The 22,401-nt window shown below is 66.4% G+C and carries 21 protein-coding genes and 1 pseudogene; 9 read left to right on the forward strand and 13 right to left on the reverse strand.

The window, feature by feature from the left end; genetic code table 11:
• Positions 1-73: 73 nt before the first annotated feature.
• Positions 74-1,126, forward strand: coding sequence for a hypothetical protein (locus ACLNGM_RS11725; protein WP_416355061.1), 1,053 nt, complete (start codon positions 74-76; stop codon positions 1,124-1,126).
• Positions 1,127-1,174: 48 nt separating this feature from the next.
• Here the strand turns inward: ACLNGM_RS11725 and ACLNGM_RS11730 are convergent, their stop codons facing one another.
• From ACLNGM_RS11730 to cyoA, 8 genes are all read right to left on the reverse strand, one after another.
• Positions 1,175-1,876, reverse strand: a complete 702-nt coding sequence (locus tag ACLNGM_RS11730) for an HAD family hydrolase (RefSeq protein ID WP_416355062.1) — start codon at positions 1,874-1,876, stop codon at positions 1,175-1,177.
• A gap of 68 nt (positions 1,877-1,944) precedes the next feature.
• A complete protein-coding gene (locus ACLNGM_RS11735; protein WP_294642200.1) occupies positions 1,945-2,475 on the reverse strand; it encodes a response regulator transcription factor in 531 nt (176 codons plus the stop codon).
• Positions 2,472-3,830, reverse strand: coding sequence for an ATP-binding protein (locus tag ACLNGM_RS11740; protein ID WP_416355063.1), 1,359 nt, complete (start codon positions 3,828-3,830; stop codon positions 2,472-2,474). The genes ACLNGM_RS11735 and ACLNGM_RS11740 overlap by 4 nt, the downstream gene beginning before the upstream one ends.
• Positions 3,827-4,612, reverse strand: a complete 786-nt coding sequence (locus tag ACLNGM_RS11745) for an SURF1 family protein (RefSeq protein ID WP_416358432.1) — start codon at positions 4,610-4,612, stop codon at positions 3,827-3,829. Before ACLNGM_RS11745 ends, ACLNGM_RS11740 begins: the two co-directional genes overlap by 4 nt.
• Before the next feature lie 14 nt (positions 4,613-4,626).
• Positions 4,627-5,013 carry a cytochrome o ubiquinol oxidase subunit IV gene (cyoD, locus tag ACLNGM_RS11750; RefSeq protein WP_416355064.1) on the reverse strand — a complete coding sequence of 129 codons (387 nt, stop codon included), beginning with the start codon at positions 5,011-5,013 and terminating at the stop codon, positions 4,627-4,629.
• On the reverse strand, positions 5,010-5,648 hold the full coding sequence (cyoC, locus tag ACLNGM_RS11755) for a cytochrome o ubiquinol oxidase subunit III (protein WP_416355065.1): 639 nt from the start codon (positions 5,646-5,648) through the stop codon (positions 5,010-5,012). The genes cyoD and cyoC overlap by 4 nt, the downstream gene beginning before the upstream one ends.
• A gap of 3 nt (positions 5,649-5,651) precedes the next feature.
• The gene (cyoB, locus tag ACLNGM_RS11760) at positions 5,652-7,658 is read right to left on the reverse strand and encodes a cytochrome o ubiquinol oxidase subunit I (RefSeq protein ID WP_090960592.1); all 2,007 of its coding nucleotides are present in this window, start codon (positions 7,656-7,658) and stop codon (positions 5,652-5,654) included.
• Between the two features lie 61 nt (positions 7,659-7,719).
• Complete coding sequence (cyoA, locus tag ACLNGM_RS11765; protein WP_416355066.1) at positions 7,720-8,964, reverse strand: ubiquinol oxidase subunit II; 1,245 nt, start codon at positions 8,962-8,964, stop codon at positions 7,720-7,722.
• A gap of 174 nt (positions 8,965-9,138) precedes the next feature.
• Here cyoA and ACLNGM_RS11770 point away from each other — a divergent pair, with 174 nt between their 5' ends.
• Complete coding sequence (locus ACLNGM_RS11770) at positions 9,139-10,470, forward strand: MFS transporter (RefSeq protein ID WP_416358433.1); 1,332 nt, start codon at positions 9,139-9,141, stop codon at positions 10,468-10,470.
• 33 nt (positions 10,471-10,503) lie between these two features.
• Here the strand turns inward: ACLNGM_RS11770 and ACLNGM_RS11775 are convergent, their stop codons facing one another.
• Positions 10,504-10,656: a hypothetical protein gene (locus ACLNGM_RS11775; protein ID WP_416355067.1), complete on the reverse strand. Its 153-nt coding sequence runs from the start codon at positions 10,654-10,656 to the stop codon at positions 10,504-10,506.
• Positions 10,657-10,809: 153 nt separating this feature from the next.
• Positions 10,810-11,031: pseudogene (locus tag ACLNGM_RS11780) on the reverse strand (DUF2171 domain-containing protein); the annotation flags it as partial.
• A gap of 185 nt (positions 11,032-11,216) precedes the next feature.
• Between ACLNGM_RS11780 and ACLNGM_RS11785 the strand changes: the two are divergent.
• Positions 11,217-12,278 (forward strand): phosphoesterase, encoded by a 1,062-nt coding sequence (locus tag ACLNGM_RS11785; protein WP_416355068.1) that lies wholly within the window; start codon positions 11,217-11,219, stop codon positions 12,276-12,278.
• A gap of 80 nt (positions 12,279-12,358) precedes the next feature.
• Positions 12,359-13,561, forward strand: a complete 1,203-nt coding sequence (gene kynU, locus ACLNGM_RS11790; RefSeq protein WP_416355069.1) for a kynureninase — start codon at positions 12,359-12,361, stop codon at positions 13,559-13,561.
• 27 nt (positions 13,562-13,588) lie between these two features.
• Here kynU and ACLNGM_RS11795 read toward each other — a convergent pair whose 3' ends face one another.
• Positions 13,589-14,314 carry a L,D-transpeptidase gene (locus ACLNGM_RS11795; RefSeq protein ID WP_055889646.1) on the reverse strand — a complete coding sequence of 242 codons (726 nt, stop codon included), beginning with the start codon at positions 14,312-14,314 and terminating at the stop codon, positions 13,589-13,591.
• Positions 14,315-14,610: 296 nt separating this feature from the next.
• Between ACLNGM_RS11795 and ACLNGM_RS11800 the strand changes: the two genes are divergently transcribed.
• From ACLNGM_RS11800 to ACLNGM_RS11810, 3 genes are all read left to right on the forward strand, one after another.
• The gene (locus tag ACLNGM_RS11800; RefSeq protein WP_416355070.1) at positions 14,611-15,213 is read left to right on the forward strand and encodes a superoxide dismutase; all 603 of its coding nucleotides are present in this window, start codon (positions 14,611-14,613) and stop codon (positions 15,211-15,213) included.
• A 167-nt stretch (positions 15,214-15,380) separates the two neighbouring features.
• Complete coding sequence (locus ACLNGM_RS11805) at positions 15,381-15,836, forward strand: c-type cytochrome (RefSeq protein WP_416355071.1); 456 nt, start codon at positions 15,381-15,383, stop codon at positions 15,834-15,836.
• Positions 15,837-15,845: 9 nt separating this feature from the next.
• Positions 15,846-16,778: a c-type cytochrome gene (locus ACLNGM_RS11810; RefSeq protein ID WP_416355072.1), complete on the forward strand. Its 933-nt coding sequence runs from the start codon at positions 15,846-15,848 to the stop codon at positions 16,776-16,778.
• A gap of 25 nt (positions 16,779-16,803) precedes the next feature.
• Here the strand turns inward: ACLNGM_RS11810 and ACLNGM_RS11815 are convergent, their stop codons facing one another.
• On the reverse strand, positions 16,804-18,921 hold the full coding sequence (locus ACLNGM_RS11815) for a S9 family peptidase (protein WP_416355073.1): 2,118 nt from the start codon (positions 18,919-18,921) through the stop codon (positions 16,804-16,806).
• A gap of 74 nt (positions 18,922-18,995) precedes the next feature.
• Entirely contained in the window at positions 18,996-19,397 is a 402-nt protein-coding gene (gene msrB, locus ACLNGM_RS11820; RefSeq protein WP_090961255.1) for a peptide-methionine (R)-S-oxide reductase MsrB, read from the reverse strand.
• 202 nt (positions 19,398-19,599) lie between these two features.
• On the opposite strand from msrB, the gene ACLNGM_RS11825 reads away from it, so the two are divergent.
• The gene (locus ACLNGM_RS11825; protein ID WP_416355074.1) at positions 19,600-21,972 is read left to right on the forward strand and encodes a putative monovalent cation/H+ antiporter subunit A; all 2,373 of its coding nucleotides are present in this window, start codon (positions 19,600-19,602) and stop codon (positions 21,970-21,972) included.
• Positions 21,969-22,388, forward strand: coding sequence for an MnhB domain-containing protein (locus tag ACLNGM_RS11830; protein WP_090960556.1), 420 nt, complete (start codon positions 21,969-21,971; stop codon positions 22,386-22,388). Before ACLNGM_RS11825 ends, ACLNGM_RS11830 begins: the two co-directional genes overlap by 4 nt.
• Positions 22,389-22,401: the final 13 nt, after the last annotated feature.

Raw genomic sequence — 22,401 nt, forward strand, 5'->3', positions numbered from 1 at the left:
ATTTGGCGTTATATCTTACGCTGTCGCACGTCCGGTCCGCGAACCGAGCGCGCACCCCGTCAACGATCCGAGGATGACCGCCGTGCTCCGGTTGGACCAGAAGCTTCAGAACATTCGCGCCGGGCGCTACAGCCGGTCGGATTTCATCATCGCCGACGCCAAGGACAGCGACATGGGATCGGGTGTCGGCGGCACCGGCTTCCTGCGCAATCCGGACGGAACGCAGGGACGCCGCCGCACGCGCCAGGAATTCCTCGACGCCATCGAGGCGATCGTCCGCCAGGACGTCGTCGACATCATGCTGGTGTCGGTCTCCAACCTCGACGAACTGCACGAGCGGGGCGCCTTCGATGGCAGCGCCGTGAAGCCGGCGATCCGCGCGAACGAGACGACCGACTGCTGGGGCGGCATGCGCCACCAGCGCTACACGAAGGCTCCGTCGCTGCCGTTCCGCACGGCCGAGCTGTCGCGCGTGCGCTACGGTTCGGCGTTCCCGCAGCCCGGCGCGCCGGTGAAGGGCACCGATCTCGGGCTCTACTCGGTGACCTTCAACAACGATCTCGCGGCCGACATCGAGTCGCTGGAGGCGTTCGCCGAGTTCCGGCGCGAGGCGGCGGCCAACGAGTTCAAGTACTTCTACGAGGTGTTCAACCCGAACGTACCGCTTGATCTCGATCGCGACGCGCTCGGCGAATACATGAACGACTGCATCCTGCGTTCGCTGGCGGGTGTCTCGAAGGCCGATCGGCCGGAATTCCTCAAGATCGTCTACAACGGTCCGAAGGCGCTCGAGGAACTCGCGAGCTTCGATTCGACGCTGGTCGTCGGCGTGCTCGGCGGCGGTGCCGGCACGGCGCGCGATACGTTCGAACTGGTGGCGCAAGCCGAGAAATACGGCGCGCGCGTCGCCCTGTTCGGCCGCAAGATCAATCTTGCCGAGGATCCGCTCGCGATGGTCGGGATGATGCGTCAGGTCGCCGACGGCGCGCTGACGCCGGACGAGGCTGTTCGTGCCTATCACGGCGAACTGCAGAAGGGCGGCCTTCAGGCAGCCCGCTCGCTCGAGGACGACCGGACCGTGACCGAGGCGAACCTCAAGCCGGCCGCGACGCTCCGCGCCGCCTGACGTTCGCCATCGCGCGCCGCCGATCTCCCCGGCGGCGCGCGTCCTGTTTCAGGCCGTAGTGCGGTTCCAGTTCTGCCGGTCATGGAGGGCGACGACCGACACGTCGGTGAAGTCCTCGACCGCGAAGTCCGCGCCGGCGGCGGTCAGTTCCTCGATCGAACGGCTGGTCGCAATCCCGACGCAGACGAGGCCGGCCCCTTTGGCCGCGGCTAGCCCCGGCAGCGAGTCCTCGAAGGCGATCGCCTGATGCGGCGTCAGTCCGAACGCCTCCAGCGCGAGCCGGTAGGGCAGGGGGTCGGGCTTGCCGCGCTCCAGTTCGTCACCGTAGATGCGGATCTCGAACCGGTCGGCGATCCCCAGCGTCTCCAGCATGAAGGCGACGTTCTTTCGGGGCGCGTTGGTGACGAGTGCGATGCGCAAACCGTCGGCGCGCGCCCGGTCGATGAAGGCGACGACGCCCGCTAGCGGCGTCAGGTCGCCCGCCATGTCGCGAAACCGCGCTTCCTTGCGGTCGATGAAGTCGCGATGCTCTTCGGCCGTGCGATCGGGGAAGAGATAGCGGCCGACCGCATCGTTCGGCTGGCCGGATACGCGGGTGACGAACGTCTCCTCGTCGATCGCCAGTCCCTCGTCCTCCAGAAGCGCGCGCATGGCGACGAGATGCAGGGGATCGGTGTGCGCCAGCGTGCCGTCGAGGTCGAAGAGAAGCGCCTCGATCGGTGTCGAGGTCGAGGCGGTCGTCTCGGTCATCGTCGTCCATCCCGGTTGCGTCGCGCCGCGTTCGGCGCCCGGCTCCATAGCGCGGACGGGCCGCGCCGTCACTTGATCGGGCGCTTCTCGAGCTTTCGCGCCAGCGTGCGGCGATGCATGCCGAGGCGCCGCGCGGCCTCGGAGATGTTGAAGTCGGTTTCGACCAGCACCTCGTGGATGCGCTCCCACTCCAGCGTCTTGATCGACGTCGGTCGGTTGGTCAGCGGTACGTTCGCATCGCCCGCGCCGCGTCCGAAGGCGGCCTCGATGTCGTCGGTGTTGGCGGGCTTGGCAAGGTAGTGGCAGGCGCCGAGCTTGATCGCCTCGACCGCCGTCGCGATGCTGGCAAAGCCCGTCAGGACGACGATCAGGATGTCGGGATCGTGCTCGTGCAGCATCTCGACGCAGGCGAGGCCGGAGCTTCCGGCGAGCTTCAGGTCGACGACCGCAAAGCCCGGCGTACGCTCCAGCAGCAACACGCGCAGCGCCTCGGCGTCGGGCGCCACCACGACCTCGTACTCGCGCCGCTCGAACGATCGCTTCAGCGTCTTGGCGAAGGCCTCGTCGTCGTCGACCACCACCAGCAGGCGTTCGCTCATGTCGCGTCCTCCTCGATCGACAGGGCATCGAGCGGCAGCGTCAGTTCGACCAGCGCCCCGCCGTGCGCAAGGTTCTCGGCAAGGACGTTGCCGCCGAGCTTGCGAAGAACGTTGAAGACGAGGAACAGGCCGAGCCCGCCCCCGAGCCGCCCCTTGGTGGACTGGTAGGGCTTGCCGAGCGAGGCGAGGATCGCCGGGTCGAAGCCGGGGCCGCGATCCTCGACCCGGAGGCGTAGCTGGTCGCCGACGCGGGCGGCATGGAACAGGATGCGGTCCGGCGAGACCTCGTAGGCGTTGTCGAGCACGTTGAAGACGACCTGACGAAGCGTCGATTCCGAGACGATCGGCATGTTGCGATCGAAGCTGTTCTCGTAGCGGAGGTTTGCGTTGGGCCGCGTCGCACGCCAGTCGGCCGCCAGCCCGTCGAGGAACTGGTGCATCGTCGTCATGCCCGCTTCGAGACCGCGCGCCTCGCCGGCCGACATCAGGATGTGGGTGACGATCGACTTGCAGCGTCGGACCTCGGCCTGCATCGCCTCGATCTCGTCCGCGAGTTCCGGGTTGGCGGTGAGCGAGGGCATCCGGCGCCAGTCGCCGAGGATGATCGAGAGGGTCGAGAGCGGCGTGCCGAGTTCGTGCGCCGCTCCGGAGGCCAGAAGGCCCATGCGCACGATGTGGTCCTCTTCCGCCGCGTGCTGGCGCAGGTCCGCAAGGCGCGCATCGCGCTCGCGGATGTTGTTGCCGATCCGCGTGACGAAGACGACCAGCAGCGCTGCGTTCAGCGCGAAGCAGATGAGCATGCCGATGATGTGCAGGCTCATCAGCCCGAGCCCCTCCTGCTCGACGAATTCGAGCGGGCGGTAGTTCGTCGTGAGACCGGCGAAGCACAGCACCGTGACCAGAACGAGCGCGATCGACGACCAGGGCTTCAGGAGCACCGCCCCGAGCGTTACCTGGAGAAGGTAGAGAGAGGTGAAGGGGTTGGCGGCGCCGCCGCTGAGATAGAGCTGCGCGGTCAGTCCAGCGACGTCGAAAAGGAGGGCGGCGAAGAGTTCGAGGTTCGTCACGCCGCGCTTCAGGCGAAGGCGCAGGAGACTACCGAGGTTGAGGAGGACGAGCCCGAGGATGACGCCGAGCATCGGCGCGATGGGCACGGTGACGCCGAGAAACAGCGTGACGAAGGCGATGCTGGCGATCTGCCCGGCCGCCGCGATCCAGCGCAGCTGGATGAGCAGCAGGAGATTCTTGCGTCCGGCTGAGTCTTCGAGCGGGACGCCGTGAAGAAGACGCGCGCGCATTTCGGCAAGGCGCGTGGCGGGCGGAACCGGCGCGGCGCTGTCGAGGGGCGCGCTCATCGGCTGGCCTCCGCGACGCGCCACGCCGTGCGGCGGCGGCGCTCGTCGCGCGCGATCCAGATGCCGGCGCCGGCCAGCATGGTGGCGAGCGCGAACCAGGTCAGCGCGTAGACGAGGTGGTGGTTGCGGAAGGCGACGACGGTCAGACCGCCGACGGGAATGCCGCCCGGCGTCTCGCCGGCCGACTGGTCGATAAAGAACGGTGCGACAGGCCCGAGCCCGCGCCTTTCGGCGATCGCCGCGACGTCGCGCGAGAACCAGCGATCCGCGGCGGGATCGTTCGACCGCAGGAAGCCGCCCCCCGGCTCGTCGAGGCGGAGGAGTCCGGTGATGGACACGGGTCCCGGCTGTTGCCCGGCGGCGCGGGTCGCCGGATCACGGCGGTCCGCCGGCACGAAGCCGCGATTGACGAGGATCGTCGTACCGTCCGTCGTGACGAACGGCGTCATCACCCAGAAGCCCGATCCGAGCTCAGTGAGGGCTTGGACGAACGTCTCGCGGTCGTTGCGGAAGGAGCCTTCGAGCCGCACGCGACGATATTCTTCGCTCGGCCCGTCGAAGGCGGCCCATTGCGCGGGGGAGGGGGGCGCAGCCGGCGGCGCGTTGACGCGTGCCTCGACGCGCTCGATGAGATCGAGCTTCCAGGAGAGGCGCTGTACCTGCCAGATCCCGAGACTTATGAGGACGGCGAAGACAAGGAGCCCGGACAGGCCGAGAATGAAAAGGGAAAGGCGGCTCCGAGGCCGCCCCGCCGGGTTCGTGGGGTCCGGCCCCGGCGCCATGCGCCGGGTCTCGGTCACGGCATCTGGCTCATGTCGTGCTGCATGGCCGGCATCATGTTCGTGTTGAGGTGGTACATGACCCACAGCGAACCGGCGATCGTGATGATCAGGATCACCACGGTGAAGATCAGGGCCAGCATGTTCCAGCCGCCTTCGGACTTCGTGTTCATGTGCAGGAAGTAGACCATGTGGACCACGATCTGCGCCGCCGCGAAGGCCATGACAACGAAGGCTGTGACGCGGGTCGAGTCGAAGACGTCGCCCATCACCAGCCAGAACGGGATCGCCGTCAGGACGACCGACAGGATGAAGCCGGTGAGATAGCCCTTGAAGCTGCCGTGGCCGGCTTCGTGGTGGTCGTGCAGGACCTCGACCTGAGCCCCGTGATGCTTCTCGCTCATGCCAGCGACCCCATGAGGTAGACGAAGGAGAAGACGCCGATCCAGACGACGTCGAGGAAGTGCCAGAACATCGACAGGCACATCAGTCGGCGGCGGTTTTCAGGAATCAGGCCCTTCCAGACGACCTGCGCCATCAGTACGGCCAGCCACAGCGCGCCGAAGGCGACGTGGAGCGCGTGGGTGCCGACGAGCGCGAAGAACGAGGACAAGAACGCCGAGCGCTGCGGACCGGCGCCGATCTCGATCAGGTGGTGGAACTCGTAGGCCGTGGCGCCGAGGAAGCCGAGGCCGAAGACGCCGGTCACCGCGAGCCAGGCGAGCGTCATCCCCTTGGACCCCTTCTCCATCGCCAGCATCGCCATGCCGTAGGTGATCGACGACACGAGGAGGAGGGCGGTCGAGATGGCGACGAGTTCGAGCTCGAAGAGGTCGGCCCCCGAGGGGCCGGCCGCGTAGGAGCGCCCGTAGACGCTATAGCAGGCGAAGAGCACGGCGAAGATGAGGCAGTCGCTCATCAGGTAGAGCCAGAAGCCGAGAAGGGTGCCGCCCTCGGCGTGGCCCTCCTCTTCCGCGACGTAGAACTTCAGCTCGTTGCTGTCGATGCCGGCAGCGGACACCGCGTTTGCGTGGGCCATCGATCAGACTCCCGATGTCGCCAGGAGCTGCGTACGCTCCTGCTCGGCCCGGGCCACGTCATCGGCCGGGATGTAGAAATCGCGCTTGTAGTTGAAGCTGTGCACGATCGTCGTTCCGATGATGGCGACGAAGGACAGGGCGGCCAGCCACCAGATGTACCAGACGAGGGCGAAGCCGCAGGCCACCGACAGGCCGGCCAGGATCACGCCCGCACCCGTGTTCGCGGGCATGTGGACAGGACGGAAGCCGGTGAGCGGACGGACGTAGCCGCGGCGCTTCATGTCCCACCAGGCATCGCCGTCGTGGATCATCGGCGTGAAAGCGAAGTTGTAGGCCGGCGGAGGCGAGGAGGTCGCCCATTCCAGCGTGCGTCCGCCCCACGGATCGCCCGTCACGTCGCGCAGCTTGTCGCGGTTCTTGATGCTCACATAGATCTGGATGAGGAACGAGGCGATGCCGAGTGCCACCAGGAAGGCGCCGAAGGCCGCGATGACGAACCAGATCTGCAGCGACGGATCCTCGAAGTGGTTCATGCGGCGCGTCACGCCCATCAGGCCGAGCACGTAGAGCGGCGCGAAGGCGAACCAGAAGCCGGTGAGCCAGAACCAGAAGCTCATCTTGCCCCAGAACTCGTCGAGCTTGAAGCCGAAGGCCTTGGGGAACCAGTAGTTCACGCCGGCGAACAGGCCGAACAGCACACCGCCGATGATGACGTTGTGGAAGTGCGCCACCAGGAACAGCGAGTTGTGCAGCACGAAGTCCGCGGGGGGAACGGCGAGGAGCACGCCGGTCATGCCGCCGATCACGAAGGTGACCATGAAGCCGAGGCTCCAGAGCATGGGCACGTCGAACCGGATGCGCCCGCGATACATTGTGAACAGCCAGTTGAAGATCTTCGCGCCCGTCGGGATCGAGATGATCATCGTCGTGATGCCGAAGAACGAGTTCACGCTGGCGCCCGAGCCCATCGTGAAGAAGTGGTGCAGCCAGACGAGGTAGGAGAGGATCGTGATGACGACCGTCGCGTAGACCATCGAGGCGTAGCCGAAGAGACGCTTCGAGGAATAGGTCGAGACGACCTCGGAGAAGATGCCGAACGCCGGCAGGATCAGGATGTAGACCTCCGGGTGGCCCCAGATCCAGATGAGGTTGACGTACATCATCGGGTTGCCGCCGAGATCGTTCGAGAAGAAGTTCGTCCCGACGTAGCGATCCAGCGAGAGAAGTGTCATCACCGCCGTGAGCACCGGGAAGGCGGCGACGATGAGGACGTTGGTGCAGAGCGAGGTCCAGGTGAAGACCGGCATCTTCATCATGGTCATGCCGGGCGCGCGCATCTTCACGATCGTCACGATCAGGTTGATGCCCGACAGGAGCGTTCCGACGCCTGCGATCTGCAGGGCCCAGATGTAGTAGTCGACGCCGACGCCCGGACTATACGCCGGTCCCGACAAGGGCGGCATCGCCAGCCAGCCGGTGCGCGCGAACTCGCCGACGAAGAGCGAGAACATCACCATCACCGCGCCGCCGACCGTCATCCAGAACGAGAAGTTGTTGAGGAACGGAAAGGCGACGTCGCGCGCGCCGATCTGCAGCGGCACGACGTAGTTCATCAGGCCGGTGATGAACGGCATCGCCACGAAGAAGATCATGATCACGCCATGGGCGGTGAAGATCTGATCGTAGTGGTGCGGGGGGAGGTATCCCTCGTTCGCGCCGAAGGCGATGGCCTGCTGCGTGCGCATCAGGATGGCGTCGGAGAAGCCGCGCAGCAGCATCACGATCGCCAGGATGCAGTACATGATGCCGATCTTCTTGTGATCGACGGTGGTGAACCACTCCTTCCAGAGATAGCCCCACAGTTTGTAGTAGGTCAGCGCGGCGACCAGCGCCGTGCCGCCGATGGCGACCACGCTGAACGTCACGATCAGGATGGGATCGTGGAGGGGAATGGCATCGAGCGTCAGGCGCCCGAAGACCAGTTGCTGTAGATCCATATTGGAGAACATCGGTCGGATCCGCTGGTTCGCGCTGTTTCGAGCCGGGGCTGGGAGGAACCCCGGCCGTCGGTCAGTTCGTCTGGTTCAGTTGGTTCGGTGCGATCTCGCCGCCGCCGGATGAGGCGCCGTGACCTTCGTGTCCGCTCATGCCGTTCATGCCGCCGTGGCCTTCGTGACCGGAGCTGTCCGATTGGCCGCCGGAGGAGCCCATGGGGGCAACGCCGTCCGGGGTCTCCTGGGAGCGGGACTCGCGCCCGGAGGCGGGGAAGGTCGCGCCCTGTGCTTCGCTTCCGCCGGACGCCCCGGCATAGCCTTCGGGACCGTGTCCGGCGCCGTCGTGGTTGCGGTGGCCGTCATAGATCAGACGATCGCGGTTCTCCGCGCTCTCGATGCCGGCACCGCCTTGCATGTCGATGTGCATCATCTCGTCCATGCACATCTTCCCGGGCGCCGTGCACATGTTGAGCACCGCCTGGTAGAGGCCGTCCTCGACGCTCGAATAGTAGTGCACCGGTTCCGCTTCGCTGGGCTTCTCGACCTCGAGATACCGCGCGCGGTCGAGCGGCTGGCCCTCGGTGCGGACCTTCTGGACCCAGGCGTCGAAGTCGCCCTGCGCCAGGCCGTGGAACTTGAAGTGCATGTTCGAGAAGCCGGCGCCGGAATAGTTGGCCGACATGCCCTCGTAGACGCCAGGCTTGTTGATCACGGCGTGGAGCTTGGTCTCCATGCCCGGCATCGCGTAGATCATGCCGGCGAGCGCGGGCACGTAGAAGGTGTTCATGATCGCGCTGGAGGTGATCTTGAAGTTGATCGGCCGATCCACCGGCGCCGCCAGTTCGTTGATCGTCGCGATCCCGTATTCGGGGTAGAAGAACATCCACTTCCAGTCGAGCGCGACGACCTCAACCGTGATCGGCGGGGTTTCGGCGGTCACCGGGCGGACGGCGTCGATGCGGTCGAGCGGTCGGTAGGGATCGAGGAGGTGCGTCGAGATCCAGGTGACCGCGCCGAGCGCGATGATGATCATCAGCGGCGCCGTCCAGATCAGGACCTCAAGGCGCGTCGAATGATGCCAGTCGCCGTCGTATTTCGCGTCCGGGTTGCTGGCCCGATAGCGCCACGCGAACAACAGCGTCGCGATGATCACCGGCACGATGATCAGAAGCATCAGACCGGTCGAGATAAGGATCAGATTGGCCTGCTGGTTCGCGATGAAGCCCGAAGGATTCATCACCACAAGGTTGCATCCGCCCAGGGTGAGCAGAAGCGGCAACACGGCCAAGGCGCGCAAGGATCTCTGGAGCAAAACGACCATCTCAGTCCCGATGTCTTGTGCCGCGATGTATGTTTTGCGGTGCGGAATGGGGATTGGACGTTTTGTCCAACCGCGCTTCGTTTGACGAATATGCAGCGGGCGACCTATTCGGCATCGGAGCACGCCATAAATTTAGCGGGCGGGCATCACGCCCCAATTCTCAGGAGCTGCGGCATGTCGACGCCGAACCAGTCAGTGGCCTCGTCCACGGAAATGGAACGCGACGCCCGTCTCGTCTCGACCGACGGCCACATATCGCCTGGCGAACTGGCGATCGGCGTCGTGATCGGGCGCGCGTCGGAGTCGTTCGACTTCTTCGTCTACGGCATCGCGTCGGTGATCGTCTTCCCGGCCCTGATGTTTCCGTTCGCCGACAAGCTGACCGGCACGCTTTACGCCTTCGCCGTCTTCGGTCTCGCCTTCATCGCCCGCCCGTTCGGCTCGATCCTCTTCATGGAAGTCGATCGCCGGCACGGACGCGGCGTCAAGCTGACGATCGCGCTTTTCCTTCTCGGCGGCTCGACCGCGGCGATCGCCTTCCTGCCGGGATACCAGTCCGCCGGCATATGGGCCGTCGTGGCGCTTGTCGTGTTCCGCCTAGGGCAGGGGTTCGCGCTCGGCGGGGCCTGGGACGGTCTGGCCTCGCTGCTTGCGATGCACGCACCGGAAAAGCACCGCGCCTGGTATGCGATGCTGCCGCAGCTGGGCACGCCGATCGGCTTCATCATCGCCAGCTCGCTGTTCGCCTTCTTCTACCTCAACCTTGCAGCAGAGGACTTCCTCGGCTGGGGTTGGCGTTACCCGTTCTTCGTGGCCTTCACGATCAACGTCGTTGCGCTGTTCGCCCGCCTGCGCCTGATCGCGACGGAAGAATATGCCGAGCTCTACGAGAGCCGGGACCTGACGCCCGTCAGCGTCAAGGAACTCGTCGCCAACCAGGGGAGCGCCGTTCTCGTCGGCGCTTTCGTTCCGCTGGCGAGCTTCGCCCTGTTCCATCTGGTCACGATCTTCCCGATCTCCTACGTCGACATCTTCTCGAACCGTTCTCCGGGCGAATTCCTGCTGATGCAGCTCGGCGGTGCGGCGATCTGCCTCGTCTGCATTCTACTCTCGGGGTCGATTGCCGATCGGATCGGACGTCGGACGCATCTGGGTGCCTGCGCGATTGCGATCGCGGTCTTCAGCGTGGCGACACCGTTTCTCCTGGGCGGCAGCAGCGCCAGCCAAACCGCCTTCATCATGATCGGCTTTGCGCTTCTCGGACTCTCGCACGGCCAGTCGGCCGGTGCCGTGGCGTCCAACTTCGCTGGCCGCGATCGTTACACGGGCTCGGCGCTGACAACCGATCTGGCCTGGCTGATCGGCGCCGGTTTCGCGCCGCTGGTCGCTCTCGGCGCGACCAGCCGGTTCGGTCTCGCGGCGGTCGGCGTCTACCTTCTGTCGGGCGCGGTCTGCACGCTGATCGCCCTTCGCGTGAACCGGCAGATGCGGCTGCGCGCCGTCTGAGTTTGGCGTCAGCACGTCGGTCGGCTGGTCTCGTCAGCTGGTGACGAAGGCGAAGAACAGGCCGATCACCAGGATGTACCCGGCGAGAAAGGCCATCAGCCTGGTCATACCAGCCGCCTCGCTGCCGCCAAAGACGGCTCGCCAGAACCGGAGAAGAATGCCGGAACCTTCGGGCATCGAGTCCATGAATATCTCCGTAAAGCATAGACGCCGACGCCCATCGGGGGCGCCGGCGTTTTTGTTGGCGCGTTGAGCGGGTCAGGGACCGGCGGTCGGCGAGCCCGGCTGCGAGCCGTGGGCGTTGCCCTCGCTCGGCCCTGACCCGACGGCTTCCACGCCCCATTCGTCCCGTGCCTCTGCCGTCGTCCGGTTGAGGACCACGGTATCCCCATCGATCCTGTCGACGCTGTCGAGATGCAGGAAGTGATGCTCGCCACCGGCGGCCGGGTCCGTCTTCGTCAGCTTGATCCGGTCTCCGTCGAGATGGTCGACGGTTCCGACATGGCCGCCGTCTGAACCCTTCACGTCCTGGTGCTCTCGAATGCTGGCGCGATCCACCATCGATCTATCCTTGTTCTCCGCCGGGCATCGGCGCCTCGGCTCCGGTGGTTGGGCAATGGGAGTGCGGGAGGCGCGGTTCCGGCCCAGGACGGGGGAGTTCTTGGCCGACCAAGAGACGGCCGGCCGCGGAGCGCGGAGCGGATGCGTGCGTTGTGATCCGGATGCGCGAGCCGGAAGGGATGGATGTGACTGGGGAACACGCAGAATTCGACAAGCCGGAAGCGTTCTCGAAGGCGCTGCGTCACTTCGGCCCTAACCCGCTCCTCGTCTGCCACAACGACGCCGACGGGCTGTCGGCCGGCGTGATCCTGAAGACCGCCATGACCAGTGCCGGTCACCCACCGACGGTGCGCATCATCGGAAAGGGCGAAAATGCTTACTCCGATGCGTTTCGCGCCGAGATCGCCGGGCAGCGCATCGGAGGACTGGTCATCGCCGACCTCGGCGTCGCCGAGCACCTCCCGCGCGAGGACGTGCCGACGATCCTGATCGATCATCACGTGCCGACCGGGCACCCCCGGAACGCGGTCGCGATCAGCGGCATCGCAGACGATCCGGTGCCCACCTCCAGCCTCCTGGCCTATCGCTGCGCGAAGGCGCTGGGCGAAGCCGACGATCTTCTGTGGCTCGCAGCCATCGGCCTGATCGGCGACCTTGCCGACGAAGCGGGGTTTCCCGAAATGGCAGCAGCGCGCCGACACTATGGCATCACGGCACTTCGCAAGGCGACGTCGCTGATCAATGCTCCGCGGCGCACGGCCAGCGGCGACGCGTCAGCCGCATTCGCGCTTCTCGAGAAGGCGGACGGTCCGAAAGCCGTGCTGTCGGGCGCCCACGAGGAGACGGCCGCGCTTCTGGCGGCCAAGGCCGAAGTGGCGGCCGCACTCGATGAGGCGCGAAAGGTGGCCCCGAAAGTGGTCGGTGATGTGGCGATCGTGCGGTTTTCCTCGCCCTGCCAGATTCATCCGCTCGTCGCGCAGGCCTGGAGGGGGCGCCTCAAGGATCGGATCGTCATGGCCGCCAACACGGGATATCGCGAGGGTTGGGTCCACTTTGCCGCACGCACGGCGACGGACCGGGACATTCTGGCCTTCCTTGCCGAGGTTCGGCCGACCGGTGCCGACGAGCAGTACGGCAATGGCCACCGCGCCGCGTCCGGCGGTGCCCTGCGGGCGCGGGACTGGAACGAGTTCGTCGAACGTCTTGGCTTCGGGGCGGAGATGCAGGTGCCCGTCGGCGCCCCTTGATGGACGAAGGTCATCCGTCGCAAGAAGAGCCGACCTCGACCTTGCGCCGCGTGTCGGCCCGAGCCCTGCGACTGGAGCCCATGTCCGCGATCGATCCCTTCCATGCCACCCGCGCGCTGTTCGGCCTTCCCGACGGCCTCGTCTACCTCGACGGCAATTCGCTCGGCGCGCTGCCGAAAGCCGTCGGCCCACGCGTTGCGGAGGTGATCGCCAGTGAGTGGGGCGGGCAGCTCATCGGGGCCTGGAACAGTGCCGGCTGGGTCGATCTGCCTCGCCGCGTCGGCGACCGCGTCGGCCGGCTGATCGGCGCGCCGGCGGGTACGGTCGTCATGGGCGACACCCTGTCGATCAAGGTCTACCAGGCACTCGCATCGGCGCTGGAACTTCGGCCTGATCGACGTGTCATCCTGTCGGATACCGGCAACTTCCCGACCGACCTCTACATGGCGCAGGGGCTGATCGCCTCGCTCGGCCGCGGCCACGAGCTCCGCGTCGTCGAGCCGGAAGCCGTCGAAGGCGCGATCGACCGGAGCGTCGCCGCCGTGATGCTGACGCAGGTCGATTATCGCACCGGCCGTCTGCACGATATGGCGGCGTTGACGCGCCGCGCTCATGACGTCGGCGCGCTCGCAATCTGGGACCTCGCACATTCCGCCGGCGCCCTGCCGATCGACCTCCTCGGGGCGGATGCCGACTTCGCGGTCGGCTGCACCTACAAGTACCTGAACGGTGGGCCGGGTGCGCCGGCCTTCATCTATGTTGCGCCTCGGCTTGCCGACGATGTGCGGCCGGCCTTGTCCGGCTGGTTCGGCCACGACGCGCCCTTCGCCTTCGAGCCGTCCTATCGCCCGGCCGCGGGCGTCGAGCGCATGCGCGTGGGAACACCGCCGGTCGTGGCGCTTGCCGCCCTGGACGCCGCCCTCGACGTTTGGGAGGGGATCGACATGCAGGCCCTGCGTGCCCGTTCGATCGAACTCGGGGACCTCTTCATCGCAGAGGTCCACCGCTCGCTTCCCGTTCTCGAACTGGCGTCGCCCGAGGATGCGTCACGGCGAGGTTCGCAGGTCTCGTTCCGCCATCCCGAAGGCTATGCGGTGATGCAGGCGCTGATCGCGGAGGGCGTGATCGGAGACTATCGCGCCCCCGACATCATTCGCTTCGGCTTCACGCCACTCTACCTCGGCGAAGACGACGTGCGGCGCGGTGCGGCCATTCTCGTCGATATCCTGTCGAGCGGCCGCTGGGACCGCCCGGAATTCCGCCGCCGGAACAAGGTAACCTGACCGGCGGCGAAGGTGAGTGGCGACGGATCAGACCGTCGCGCCGCCCGCCTGGTTGACGATCACGTTCGCGCCTGCGCTGGCACGGTCGTAGAGATCGATGATGTCGTGGTTCATGAAGCGCACGCAGCCTGACGACACGGCCTTGCCGATGGTCCACCATTCCGGCGTGCCGTGCAGGCGGTAGAGCGTGTCCTGGCCGTTCTGGAACAGGTAGAGCGCGCGGGCGCCGAGCGGGTTCTTGAGGCCCGGCTCCATCCCTTCGCGATAGATCTCGAGTTCCGGCTGGCGGGCGATCATCTCGGCCGGCGGTGTCCAGCGCGGCCACTCGCGCTTGAACTGAACCTTGGCCCGGCCCTCCCAGGCGAAACCGTCACGGCCGATGCCGACGCCATAGCGCATCGCGGTGCCGCCCGGCTGGATAAGGTAGGCGTAGCGGGTCGGCGTGTCGATGATGATGGTGCCCGGCTCTTCCGGGCCGGCATACGCGACCTCGCGGCGAAGGTAACGCAGGTCCATGCGGCGAAAGTCGATGCCGGGAATGGTGTAGCCACCGTCCTGGATCGGGCCGTACGCGGTCAGGTATTCCGGGCTGACGCCGGAGGGACCCGTACCACCATTGAACGGGGTCAGGTTGGCGATGCGCGCGCGATTGTCGGTGGTGCATCCGGACAGGGCGAGGGCTGCGGCCCCGAGGCCGAGTCCCTGGAGCAGGGAACGGCGCGAGAGGGCGCGCGGGGAACGATCTTCGGTCATGATCCAGCCAGAACTTGGCGACCGCATCTGCCTTCTGTGCCGAAGGCTTGCGATCCGGTCGCGTCAACACATGCGCTGAAAACGCGCGGGTTCGATCTTCGTTCCCAAGGCTTAAGGTCTCCTGACCCTGCCCGGCGTCCCTGGTTCGAGGAGGAACGATATTCCCCGCTGCGCCGGTCTTTCGCAACGCGCGAGGCTGACAAACAAGCGGGGAGGCTCTAGCTAAGGGCCCGGTTTCAGCGCCTGCCGGCGAGATCGAATCGCCCGCCGGGGGCTCGCGAAGAAGGAGACGACCGATGGCCTTCACCCTGCCCGAACTCCCCTACGCCTACGATGCCCTCCAGCCCTACATGTCCAAGGAGACGCTGGAGTACCATCACGACAAGCACCACCAGGCCTATGTCGATATGGGCAACAAGCTCGCAGCCGACGCCGGCCTCGGCGATGCGTCGCTGGAAGAGGTGGTGAAGCAGTCCTTCGGCAAGAATCAGCCGCTCTTCAACAATGCCGGCCAGCACTACAACCATATCCACTTCTGGAACTGGATGAAGCCGAACGGGGGCGGCAAGAGCCTGCCGGGCAAGCTGCAGACGGCTTTCGATTCCGATCTCGGCGGCTACGACAAGTTCCGCAACGACTTCATCGAGGCCGGCAAGACGCAGTTCGGCTCGGGCTGGGCGTGGGTCGCCGTGCAGGACGGCAAGCTGCAGATCGTCAAGACGCCGAACGGCGAGAACCCGCTGGTGCACAGCGCGACCCCGATCCTCGGCGTCGACGTGTGGGAGCACTCCTACTACATCGACTACCGCAACGCGCGTCCGAAGTACCTCGAGGCCTTTGTCGACAACCTCATCAACTGGGACTACGTCCTGGAGCGCTACGAGGCCGCCGGCGCCTAAGCGTCGCCTCGTCCTGACGAACTCTCGGAAGGCCCTGCCGCATCTCATGCGGCAGGGCCTTTCTCGTTTTAGCCGCACCCCCTGTTACTGAAGATGGATGGACAGAACCTCCATTCCCCTGTTGTCTTCGTGGAGACGTTCCAAATCTGGCTCCTGGAGAATCGGACATGTCGACTTGGAAGATGGGTTTCGCGGGTTTGGTGGTCTCCGCAGCGCTTCTGGCGCCCCTCCTGCCGGCAACGGCGCAGAACACGGACGTCATCGCCGAACGCCAGCAGCTGATGAAGAACAACGCCAAGGCGGCGCGTTCCGCCAATGCGCTGATCAAGGGCGAAGAGCCCTACGACGCCGCCAAGGCGAACGCGATCTTCACGATGCTGAACGCCGACGCCAGAAAGTTCGGCACGCTGTTCCCCGAAGACTCCAAGACCGGCGGAAAGACCGAGGCCTCGCCGGCGATCTGGGAGAGGCCGGCCGGGTTCGAAGCAGCGAACGCCAAGTTCGTCGCCGATACGCAGGCCGCGCTCGATGCCAAGCCGACCGACGTGGAAGCTTTCAAGGCCGCGTTCGCCAGCGTTGCCGCCAACTGTCAGAGCTGCCACCAGCAGTTCCGCGCCAAGTAGGCCGATCCGGTGGGCGCGCGCCGGATCCTCGTCGCCCTCGGCGCCGTGGTGGTCGTCGCCGGCGGCGCCTATGCCTTGACGGCGCCCCGTCGCCTGCCGCCAGACGCGATCGCCGCGGAGGGGAGCGGTGATCCGTCCCGCGGCGAGCGCCTGTTCCACGCCGGTGGATGCGCGTCCTGCCATGCGCCGTCCGAAACTGCGGGCGATGCGCCGGTGGTGTTGGCCGGCGGGCCGCCGCTCGTGACGAAGTTCGGAACGTTCCATGCGCCGAACATCACGCCGGACACGCAGGCCGGGATCGGCGCCTGGTCGCTGGCCGACTTCGCAAACGCGATGCAGCGCGGCGTCGATCCGAACGGCCAGCCGCTCTATCCCGCCTTTCCCTACACGTCCTATGCGAGGATGACCGCCGGCGACATCGCCGACCTCCATGCCTATCTGATGACGCTGCCGACTTCGGGAGGCGTCTCACCGCCCAACGATCTCGCATTCCCCTACAGCCTCCGACGGGGTGTCGGGCTGTGGCAGCGCGCCTTCCTCGATCCGGTGCCGGTCGTCGCGCTGCCGGCGGATGCTTCGGATACGGTGAAGCGCGGGCAGTACCTCGTGGAAGGGCCGGGCCATTGCGGCGAGTGCCACACGCCGCGAACCTTCGGCGGGCTCGGGGGACTCGATCATTCGCGCTGGCTGGCGGGCGGACCGGCGCCCGAGGGCGACGGCAACATTCCCGACATCACGCCGAGCGGCGAGACCGCCGACTGGTCGGAAGCCGATCTCGCAACCTATTTCGAGACCGGCTTCACGCCGGACTTCGACAGCGTCGGCGGATCAATGGTCGCGGTGCAGAACAATCTGGCTAAGCTGCCGGCTGAGGATCGCGCCGCCATTGCGGCTTATCTCAAGGCCATTCCCGCCGTCGCTCCGGCGGGCGAGGGGAACTGACGCCCCCTCGCAGAATGCGGTCTCCTCAGGCGGCGGGACGTTTCTCCGGCAGGCCCATCAGCTTCAGGGCGAAGGCGTAGATCATCGCAACCTCTTCGAGCTTGGCGAAGCGACCCGACGCGCCGCCGTGGCCGGCGCCCATGTTGGTGTGGAGCACGACGGGATTATCGTCGGTCTTCACCGCGCGAAGCCGCGCGACCCACTTGGCCGGCTCCCAATAGGTCACCCGCGGGTCGGTGAGGCCGGCCAGCGCCAGGATCGGCGGGTAGGCCTGGGGTTTCACGTTGTCGTAGGGGCTGTAGTCCGCGATCGTCGCATAGTCGGCGGGCGAGACGATCGGATTGCCCCATTCCGGCCATTCCGGCGGCGTCAGCGGCAGCGTGTCGTCCAGCATCGTGTTGAGGACGTCGACGAACGGCACCACCGCGACGATACCGCCGAACTTCTCCGGCGCCATGTTGGCCACCGCGCCCATCAGCATGCCGCCGGCCGAGCCGCCATTGGCGACGATCCGGTCGTGGCGGGTGTAGTTCTCGGCGACGAGATGGTCGGCTGCGGCGATGAAGTCGGTGAATGTGTTGCGCTTGTGCTCGCGCCGCCCCGCCTCGTACCAGCGGAAGCCCTTGTCCTTCCCGCCGCGGATGTGGGCGATCGCATAAACGAAGCCACGGTCGACGAGCGACAGGCAGTTGGTGTTGAACGACGCTGGGATGGTCATCCCATAGGAGCCATAGCCGTAGAGAAGGCACGGCGCCGAGCCGTCGAGCGGCGTGTCGCGGCGATAGACGAGCGAGATCGGCACCGTCTCGCCATCAGCCGCCGGAGCATGGATGCGGCGCGTCACGTAGGCCGCCGGGTCGTGGCCGGACGGCACTTCTTGCGTCTTCAGGAGCCGGCGCTCGCGTGTCTCCAGATCGTACTCGAAGGTCTGGTTCGGCGTCGTCATCGACGAATAGGAGAAGCGGATCGTGTCCGTGTCGAACTCGTAGGTGCCGCCGAGGCCGAGCGAATAGGCCTCTTCCTCGAAGGCGACGACATGCTCGGCACCGTCGGCAAGGCGCTTCACGACGATGCGCGGCAAGCCGTCCCGGCGCTCCAGCCAGACGAGGTGACGCTTCAGGATCAGGTGGTTGAGGATCAGGCGCCCGTCCTCGTGGGCAACGAGGTCGCGCCAGTTCTCCTTGCCGGGAAGGTCGGCGGGCGCGGTGACGATCTTGAAGTCGCGCGCGCCGTCGGCGTTGGTCAGGATGTAGAGGGTGCCGTCGCCCTCGTCGATGTCGTACTCGACGCCGGTCTGCCGTCGCACCACGAGGCGCGGCTCGGCAGCCGGGTTCATCGCGGGGATCAGCCAGGCTTCCGAGGTTTCGTGATCGTGGATGTCGATGATGACGAAGCCGCTCCCCTGCGTGCCGCCGACGCCCATGAAGAAGCCGGTGTCGGTCTCTTCGTAGATCAGCGGATCATCGGCCGGGTCAGTGCCCAGCGCATGGTAGAAGACGCGGCTCGGACGATGGTTCGCGTCGAGGCGGGTGTAGAAGAAGCCGTGCGAGCGGGCGTCCCATGCGACGCCGCCGCTCGTATCGGCGATGAGTTCGGCCGTGTCCTTGCCGGTTTCGAGATCGCGCACGGAGAGATCGTAGAATTCCGACCCCTTGTCGTCGCGCGACCAGGCAAGCCAGCGGTGGTCGGGCGAGTGGTCGACGCCACCGAGCGAGAAGTAGTCCGAACCTTCGGCCTCGACCTCGCCGTCGAGCATGACGCGCTCGTCGCCGCCCTCGCGCGGACGCCGGATGAAGCGGGGGTACTCTGCTCCGTGCCGATAGGACACACCGTAGGCATAGGGACCGTCGGGCGCCGGAACGGACGAGTCGTCCTCCTTGATGCGCTCGCGCATCTCGGCGATCAGCTCCGCCTTCAGCGCGTCGAGGTCGCCGAGCACCGCTTTCGAATAGACGTTCTCCGCATCGATATGCGAGCGGATCGCCGGGTCGAGCAGGCTCGTGTCCTTGAACATCTCCTGCCAGTTCGGGGCGCGCAGCCACGCGTAGTCGTCGGTGCGCGTCTGGCCATGGCGCTCGTCCGAGACGGGACGGCGCACGGCAGGCGGGGGAGGGGGAAGGTCGTCGCGAAAGGCGGAGGGCATGGCGTGTCCGTTCAGGGCCGCAAGGGCAGGATACGGGACGCCGGAGGCGCCCCGCCTTCGGGGAACCTCGTCGCTCAATCGCGCTGGAAGTTCAACGCATATCCGTTCATGCAGTAGCGCAGGCCCGTCGGGCGCGGGCCGTCGTCGAAGACATGGCCGAGATGCGCGTCGCAGTCGTGGCAGCGGACCTCCGTCCGCACCATGCCGTGCGAGCGGTCCGTCACCTCGTCCACCGAGGCCGGGTCGACCGGCTGGTAGAAGCTCGGCCAACCGGTGCCGGAATCGAACTTCGTCTCGGAGCGGAACAGCGGCCGGTCGCAGCATACGCAGGTATAGAGGCCGTCCGCCTTCTGATCCCAGTTCGGTCCGGTGAATGGGCGTTCCGTCCCGTGGCCGCGCGCGACCTGATACTGCTCCGGCGTCAGCTGCTCGCGCCATTCCGCGTCGCTTTTGTGCACCTTCTGATGCTCGGCCATCGTCGCCTCCTTCACGGCATTCCTCGAATGCTGCCTAGCTAGGATTGCGGGGCGTCGGCCACAAGCGCAACGAAGCCCGGAACCCGCACGGAAGCCGCGTTCACGGGCAGTTCAACCTTGAAAAACGGGGGCTCGGCTCTAGCTTTTGCTGCAGAGCGGCATCAGGACTGCCGCGCAGCGCGCGAGGCATCACGGGGACTGGATGGACCACCTTTCGGACGGATTGTTATTCCTCGCTCTGGCGCTTCCGTTCCTTGGAGCCCTCGTCGCTCCTCTCAGCATCATCCTTCTCGACCGGCTCGGTTCGGTCTTCCTCGCGCTGTTCCCGATCGGCGGTCTCGCCATCCTCTTCCAGCAGAGCGCGCAGGTTCAGGCGCGTGTGCCAATCCTGTTCGGCTTCGACTGGGTTCCCTCGTTCGGCGTGCGCTTCGCCTTTAGGCTCGACGGCCTGTCGTTCGGCTTCGCGTTCCTGATTCTCTTCATCGGCGCATTGGTCGTCATCTATTCCGGCGGCTACATGCCGCGCGGCTCCAGGCGCGGCCGCTTCCATGCGTTCATTCTCCTGTTCATGGGCTCGATGCTGGGCCTCGTCCTGGCCGACGATCTGATCACGCTCTTCATCTTCTGGGAGCTGACCTCGATCACGAGCTTCCTCCTCATCGGATTCGACCACGAGCGCGAGGCGGCGCGGCGCGGCGCCGTGCAGGCGCTGGTCGTCACCGGCGGCGGCGGGCTGGCGCTCCTGGCCGGCCTCCTGATGATCCGGGAGGGGACGGGGCTCTCGTCGCTGAGCCTTCTTCTCGACGCGCCTGACGCATTCCGCACCAGCGGCATCTTCGTTCCGGCCCTCCTCCTCGTCCTCCTCGGGGCCTTCACGAAGTCGGCGCAGATGCCCTTCCACGTTTGGCTGCCCAATGCGATGGAGGCGCCGACGCCGGTGTCGGCCTACCTTCATTCCGCGACGATGGTGAAGGCCGGCATCTATCTCCTGATGCGCATGTTCCCGATGGTCGGCGACAGCGCCATCTGGGCGACCGTCCTGCCGCTGTTCGGCGGGGTCACGCTGGTGGTCGGCGCAGTGCTGGCGCTACGCCAGAGCGACATCAAGCTGATGCTCGCCTACACCACGGTCGCCTCGCTCGGCCTTCTCGTCATGCTGCTCGGCATCGGGTCGGAGCTCGCGATCGAGGCGGCGGTGCTCTACCTCTTCGCCCATTCGCTGGCCAAGGCGTGCCTCTTCATGGTGGCGGGTTCGATCGACCACGGCGCGGGAACGCGCGACATCCGCGCGCTCGGCGGTCTTCGCCTGAAAATGCCCGTCACCTTCGCCGCGGCGATCCTCGGGGCGGCGGCGATGGGTGGCCTGCCGCCCCTTTTCGGCTTCCTCGCCAAGGAAGAGGTCTACGCGGCGACCGCGACGGCGGACCTTCGCGGCGTCCTGACGACGATCGCGGCCGTGGCCGGCAATGCCCTGATGTTCGCGGTCGCGCTTCTCGTCGCCTTGAAGCCGTTCCTCGGCCCGCTGCCGAGCGGCATGCGGCGCGCGCACGAGACCAGCCCGATGATCTGGTTCGGGCCGCTCCTTCTCGGGGTGATCGGCCTTCTCGCGGCGATCTTCTCGCAGACGACGCACAAGTTCATCTCCAATCCGATGTCGCCGCCCGCCCTCGACGGGGCGCTGGCGGTGGACATCGCGCTCGGCTTTCACTGGGGGCCGGCGCTGATCCTCTCGATCCTGACGGTCGCGCTCGGCATCGGGCTGTTCCTGCGCGCCCAACGCATGCGCTCGGGCATCGCCGCGCTTCTCGCGCGGATCGGATGGGGTCCGGACAAGGGCTTCGATCAGGCGCTGCGCGGACTGGTGGCTATCGCCTGGCATATCACCAACCGCCTCCAGCCCGGCCGCCTCGACATCTACATGCGCGTGACCTTCGGCGTGATCGTCGCGACCGTCTGGATCACGCTGGTCTGGACGCGGTCTCTGCCGACGGTGCCCGAGTTCCCGCGCCTCTTCTTTTACGAGTGGGCGATCATCGGCATCGTGATCCTCGGCATTCTTGTCGTTGCGTTCTCGGCGAGCCGTCTGACGGCGATCGTCTCGCTCGGCATTCAGGGCTTGGCGGTCGCACTCCTCTTCATGCTTCTTGGCGCGCCGGACCTGTCGTTCACGCAGTTCATGGTCGAGATCCTGTCGGTCTCGATTCTCGCGCTCGTGATGACGCGGCTGCGGCTGATGCCCGCCGACCGGCGTCCGTGGAGCAAGATCGTGCCGGAGGCGGGGCTGGCTGCCGCCGGCGGCATCGGTCTTGGCCTTCTGCTCCTCGCCGTGACCCAGCGCCCGTTCGACACCCAGCTCGCCGAGTTCTATGAGACCTACAGCTACACGATCGCGCACGGGCGCAACGTCGTGAACGTGATCCTCGTCGACTTCCGCGGCGTCGACACCTGGGGTGAGATCGCGGTCGTACTGACGACGGGCGCCGCGATCCTCGCGCTCGTGCGCATCCGGGCGACGAAGCCGGACGGGCGCCATTCTCGCAAACGGCGGCGCCGGTCCGGGGAATTGCACCCATGAGAACCGTCATCTTTCGCGTGATCGCGCCCTACATCACGGCCCTCATGCTTCTGTTCTCGCTGTTCGTGCTCCTGCGCGGACACAACGAGCCGGGCGGCGGCTTCATCGGCGGACTGATCGCCTCGTCCGCCATCGCGGTCTACGGCATGGCCTGCGGCGTCGAAGCGGTGCGCCGGGCGCTCCATTTCCACCCGATCGCCTATGCCGGGTTCGGCCTCATCGTCGCGGTTATCGCGGGCCTGATGCCGCTCTTCGGCGGTGCGCAGTTCATGACGGGGCTTTGGGCCTTCGTGTCCGTGGCGGGCGCGGAACTCGCCCTGTCGACGACGCTGATCTTCGATCTCGGCGTCTTCCTCGTCATCGTCGGCGCGATCTCCTCGATCGCGCTGTCGCTCGAAGAACGCTACTCGGGATGAGGGAGGCCGTCTG

Source organism: Aureimonas phyllosphaerae, assembly GCF_047943035.1.
GTDB lineage: Bacteria > Pseudomonadota > Alphaproteobacteria > Rhizobiales > Rhizobiaceae > Aureimonas > Aureimonas phyllosphaerae.

What these genes read in the sequence shown, in the direction of transcription:
- cyoB (WP_090960592.1), bottom strand. Translation starts at nt 7,658, where the DNA reads ATGTTCTCCAATATGGATCTACAGCAACTGGTCTTCGGGCGCCTGACG.
- ACLNGM_RS11745 (WP_416358432.1), bottom strand. Translation starts at nt 4,612, where the DNA reads ATGGCGCCGGGGCCGGACCCCACGAACCCGGCGGGGCGGCCTCGGAGC.
- ACLNGM_RS11800 (WP_416355070.1), top strand. Translation starts at nt 14,611, where the DNA reads ATGGCCTTCACCCTGCCCGAACTCCCCTACGCCTACGATGCCCTCCAG.
- cyoD (WP_416355064.1), bottom strand. Translation starts at nt 5,013, where the DNA reads ATGAGCGAGAAGCATCACGGGGCTCAGGTCGAGGTCCTGCACGACCAC.
- ACLNGM_RS11770 (WP_416358433.1), top strand. Translation starts at nt 9,139, where the DNA reads ATGTCGACGCCGAACCAGTCAGTGGCCTCGTCCACGGAAATGGAACGC.
- ACLNGM_RS11730 (WP_416355062.1), bottom strand. Translation starts at nt 1,876, where the DNA reads ATGACCGAGACGACCGCCTCGACCTCGACACCGATCGAGGCGCTTCTC.
- ACLNGM_RS11805 (WP_416355071.1), top strand. Translation starts at nt 15,381, where the DNA reads ATGTCGACTTGGAAGATGGGTTTCGCGGGTTTGGTGGTCTCCGCAGCG.
- ACLNGM_RS11725 (WP_416355061.1), top strand. Translation starts at nt 74, where the DNA reads ATGACCGCCGTGCTCCGGTTGGACCAGAAGCTTCAGAACATTCGCGCC.
- ACLNGM_RS11795 (WP_055889646.1), bottom strand. Translation starts at nt 14,314, where the DNA reads ATGACCGAAGATCGTTCCCCGCGCGCCCTCTCGCGCCGTTCCCTGCTC.
- ACLNGM_RS11740 (WP_416355063.1), bottom strand. Translation starts at nt 3,830, where the DNA reads ATGAGCGCGCCCCTCGACAGCGCCGCGCCGGTTCCGCCCGCCACGCGC.
- ACLNGM_RS11825 (WP_416355074.1), top strand. Translation starts at nt 19,600, where the DNA reads ATGGACCACCTTTCGGACGGATTGTTATTCCTCGCTCTGGCGCTTCCG.
- msrB (WP_090961255.1), bottom strand. Translation starts at nt 19,397, where the DNA reads ATGGCCGAGCATCAGAAGGTGCACAAAAGCGACGCGGAATGGCGCGAG.
- cyoA (WP_416355066.1), bottom strand. Translation starts at nt 8,964, where the DNA reads ATGGTCGTTTTGCTCCAGAGATCCTTGCGCGCCTTGGCCGTGTTGCCG.
- ACLNGM_RS11830 (WP_090960556.1), top strand. Translation starts at nt 21,969, where the DNA reads ATGAGAACCGTCATCTTTCGCGTGATCGCGCCCTACATCACGGCCCTC.
- ACLNGM_RS11775 (WP_416355067.1), bottom strand. Translation starts at nt 10,656, where the DNA reads ATGGACTCGATGCCCGAAGGTTCCGGCATTCTTCTCCGGTTCTGGCGA.
- ACLNGM_RS11815 (WP_416355073.1), bottom strand. Translation starts at nt 18,921, where the DNA reads ATGCCCTCCGCCTTTCGCGACGACCTTCCCCCTCCCCCGCCTGCCGTG.
- ACLNGM_RS11735 (WP_294642200.1), bottom strand. Translation starts at nt 2,475, where the DNA reads ATGAGCGAACGCCTGCTGGTGGTGGTCGACGACGACGAGGCCTTCGCC.
- kynU (WP_416355069.1), top strand. Translation starts at nt 12,359, where the DNA reads ATGTCCGCGATCGATCCCTTCCATGCCACCCGCGCGCTGTTCGGCCTT.
- cyoC (WP_416355065.1), bottom strand. Translation starts at nt 5,648, where the DNA reads ATGGCCCACGCAAACGCGGTGTCCGCTGCCGGCATCGACAGCAACGAG.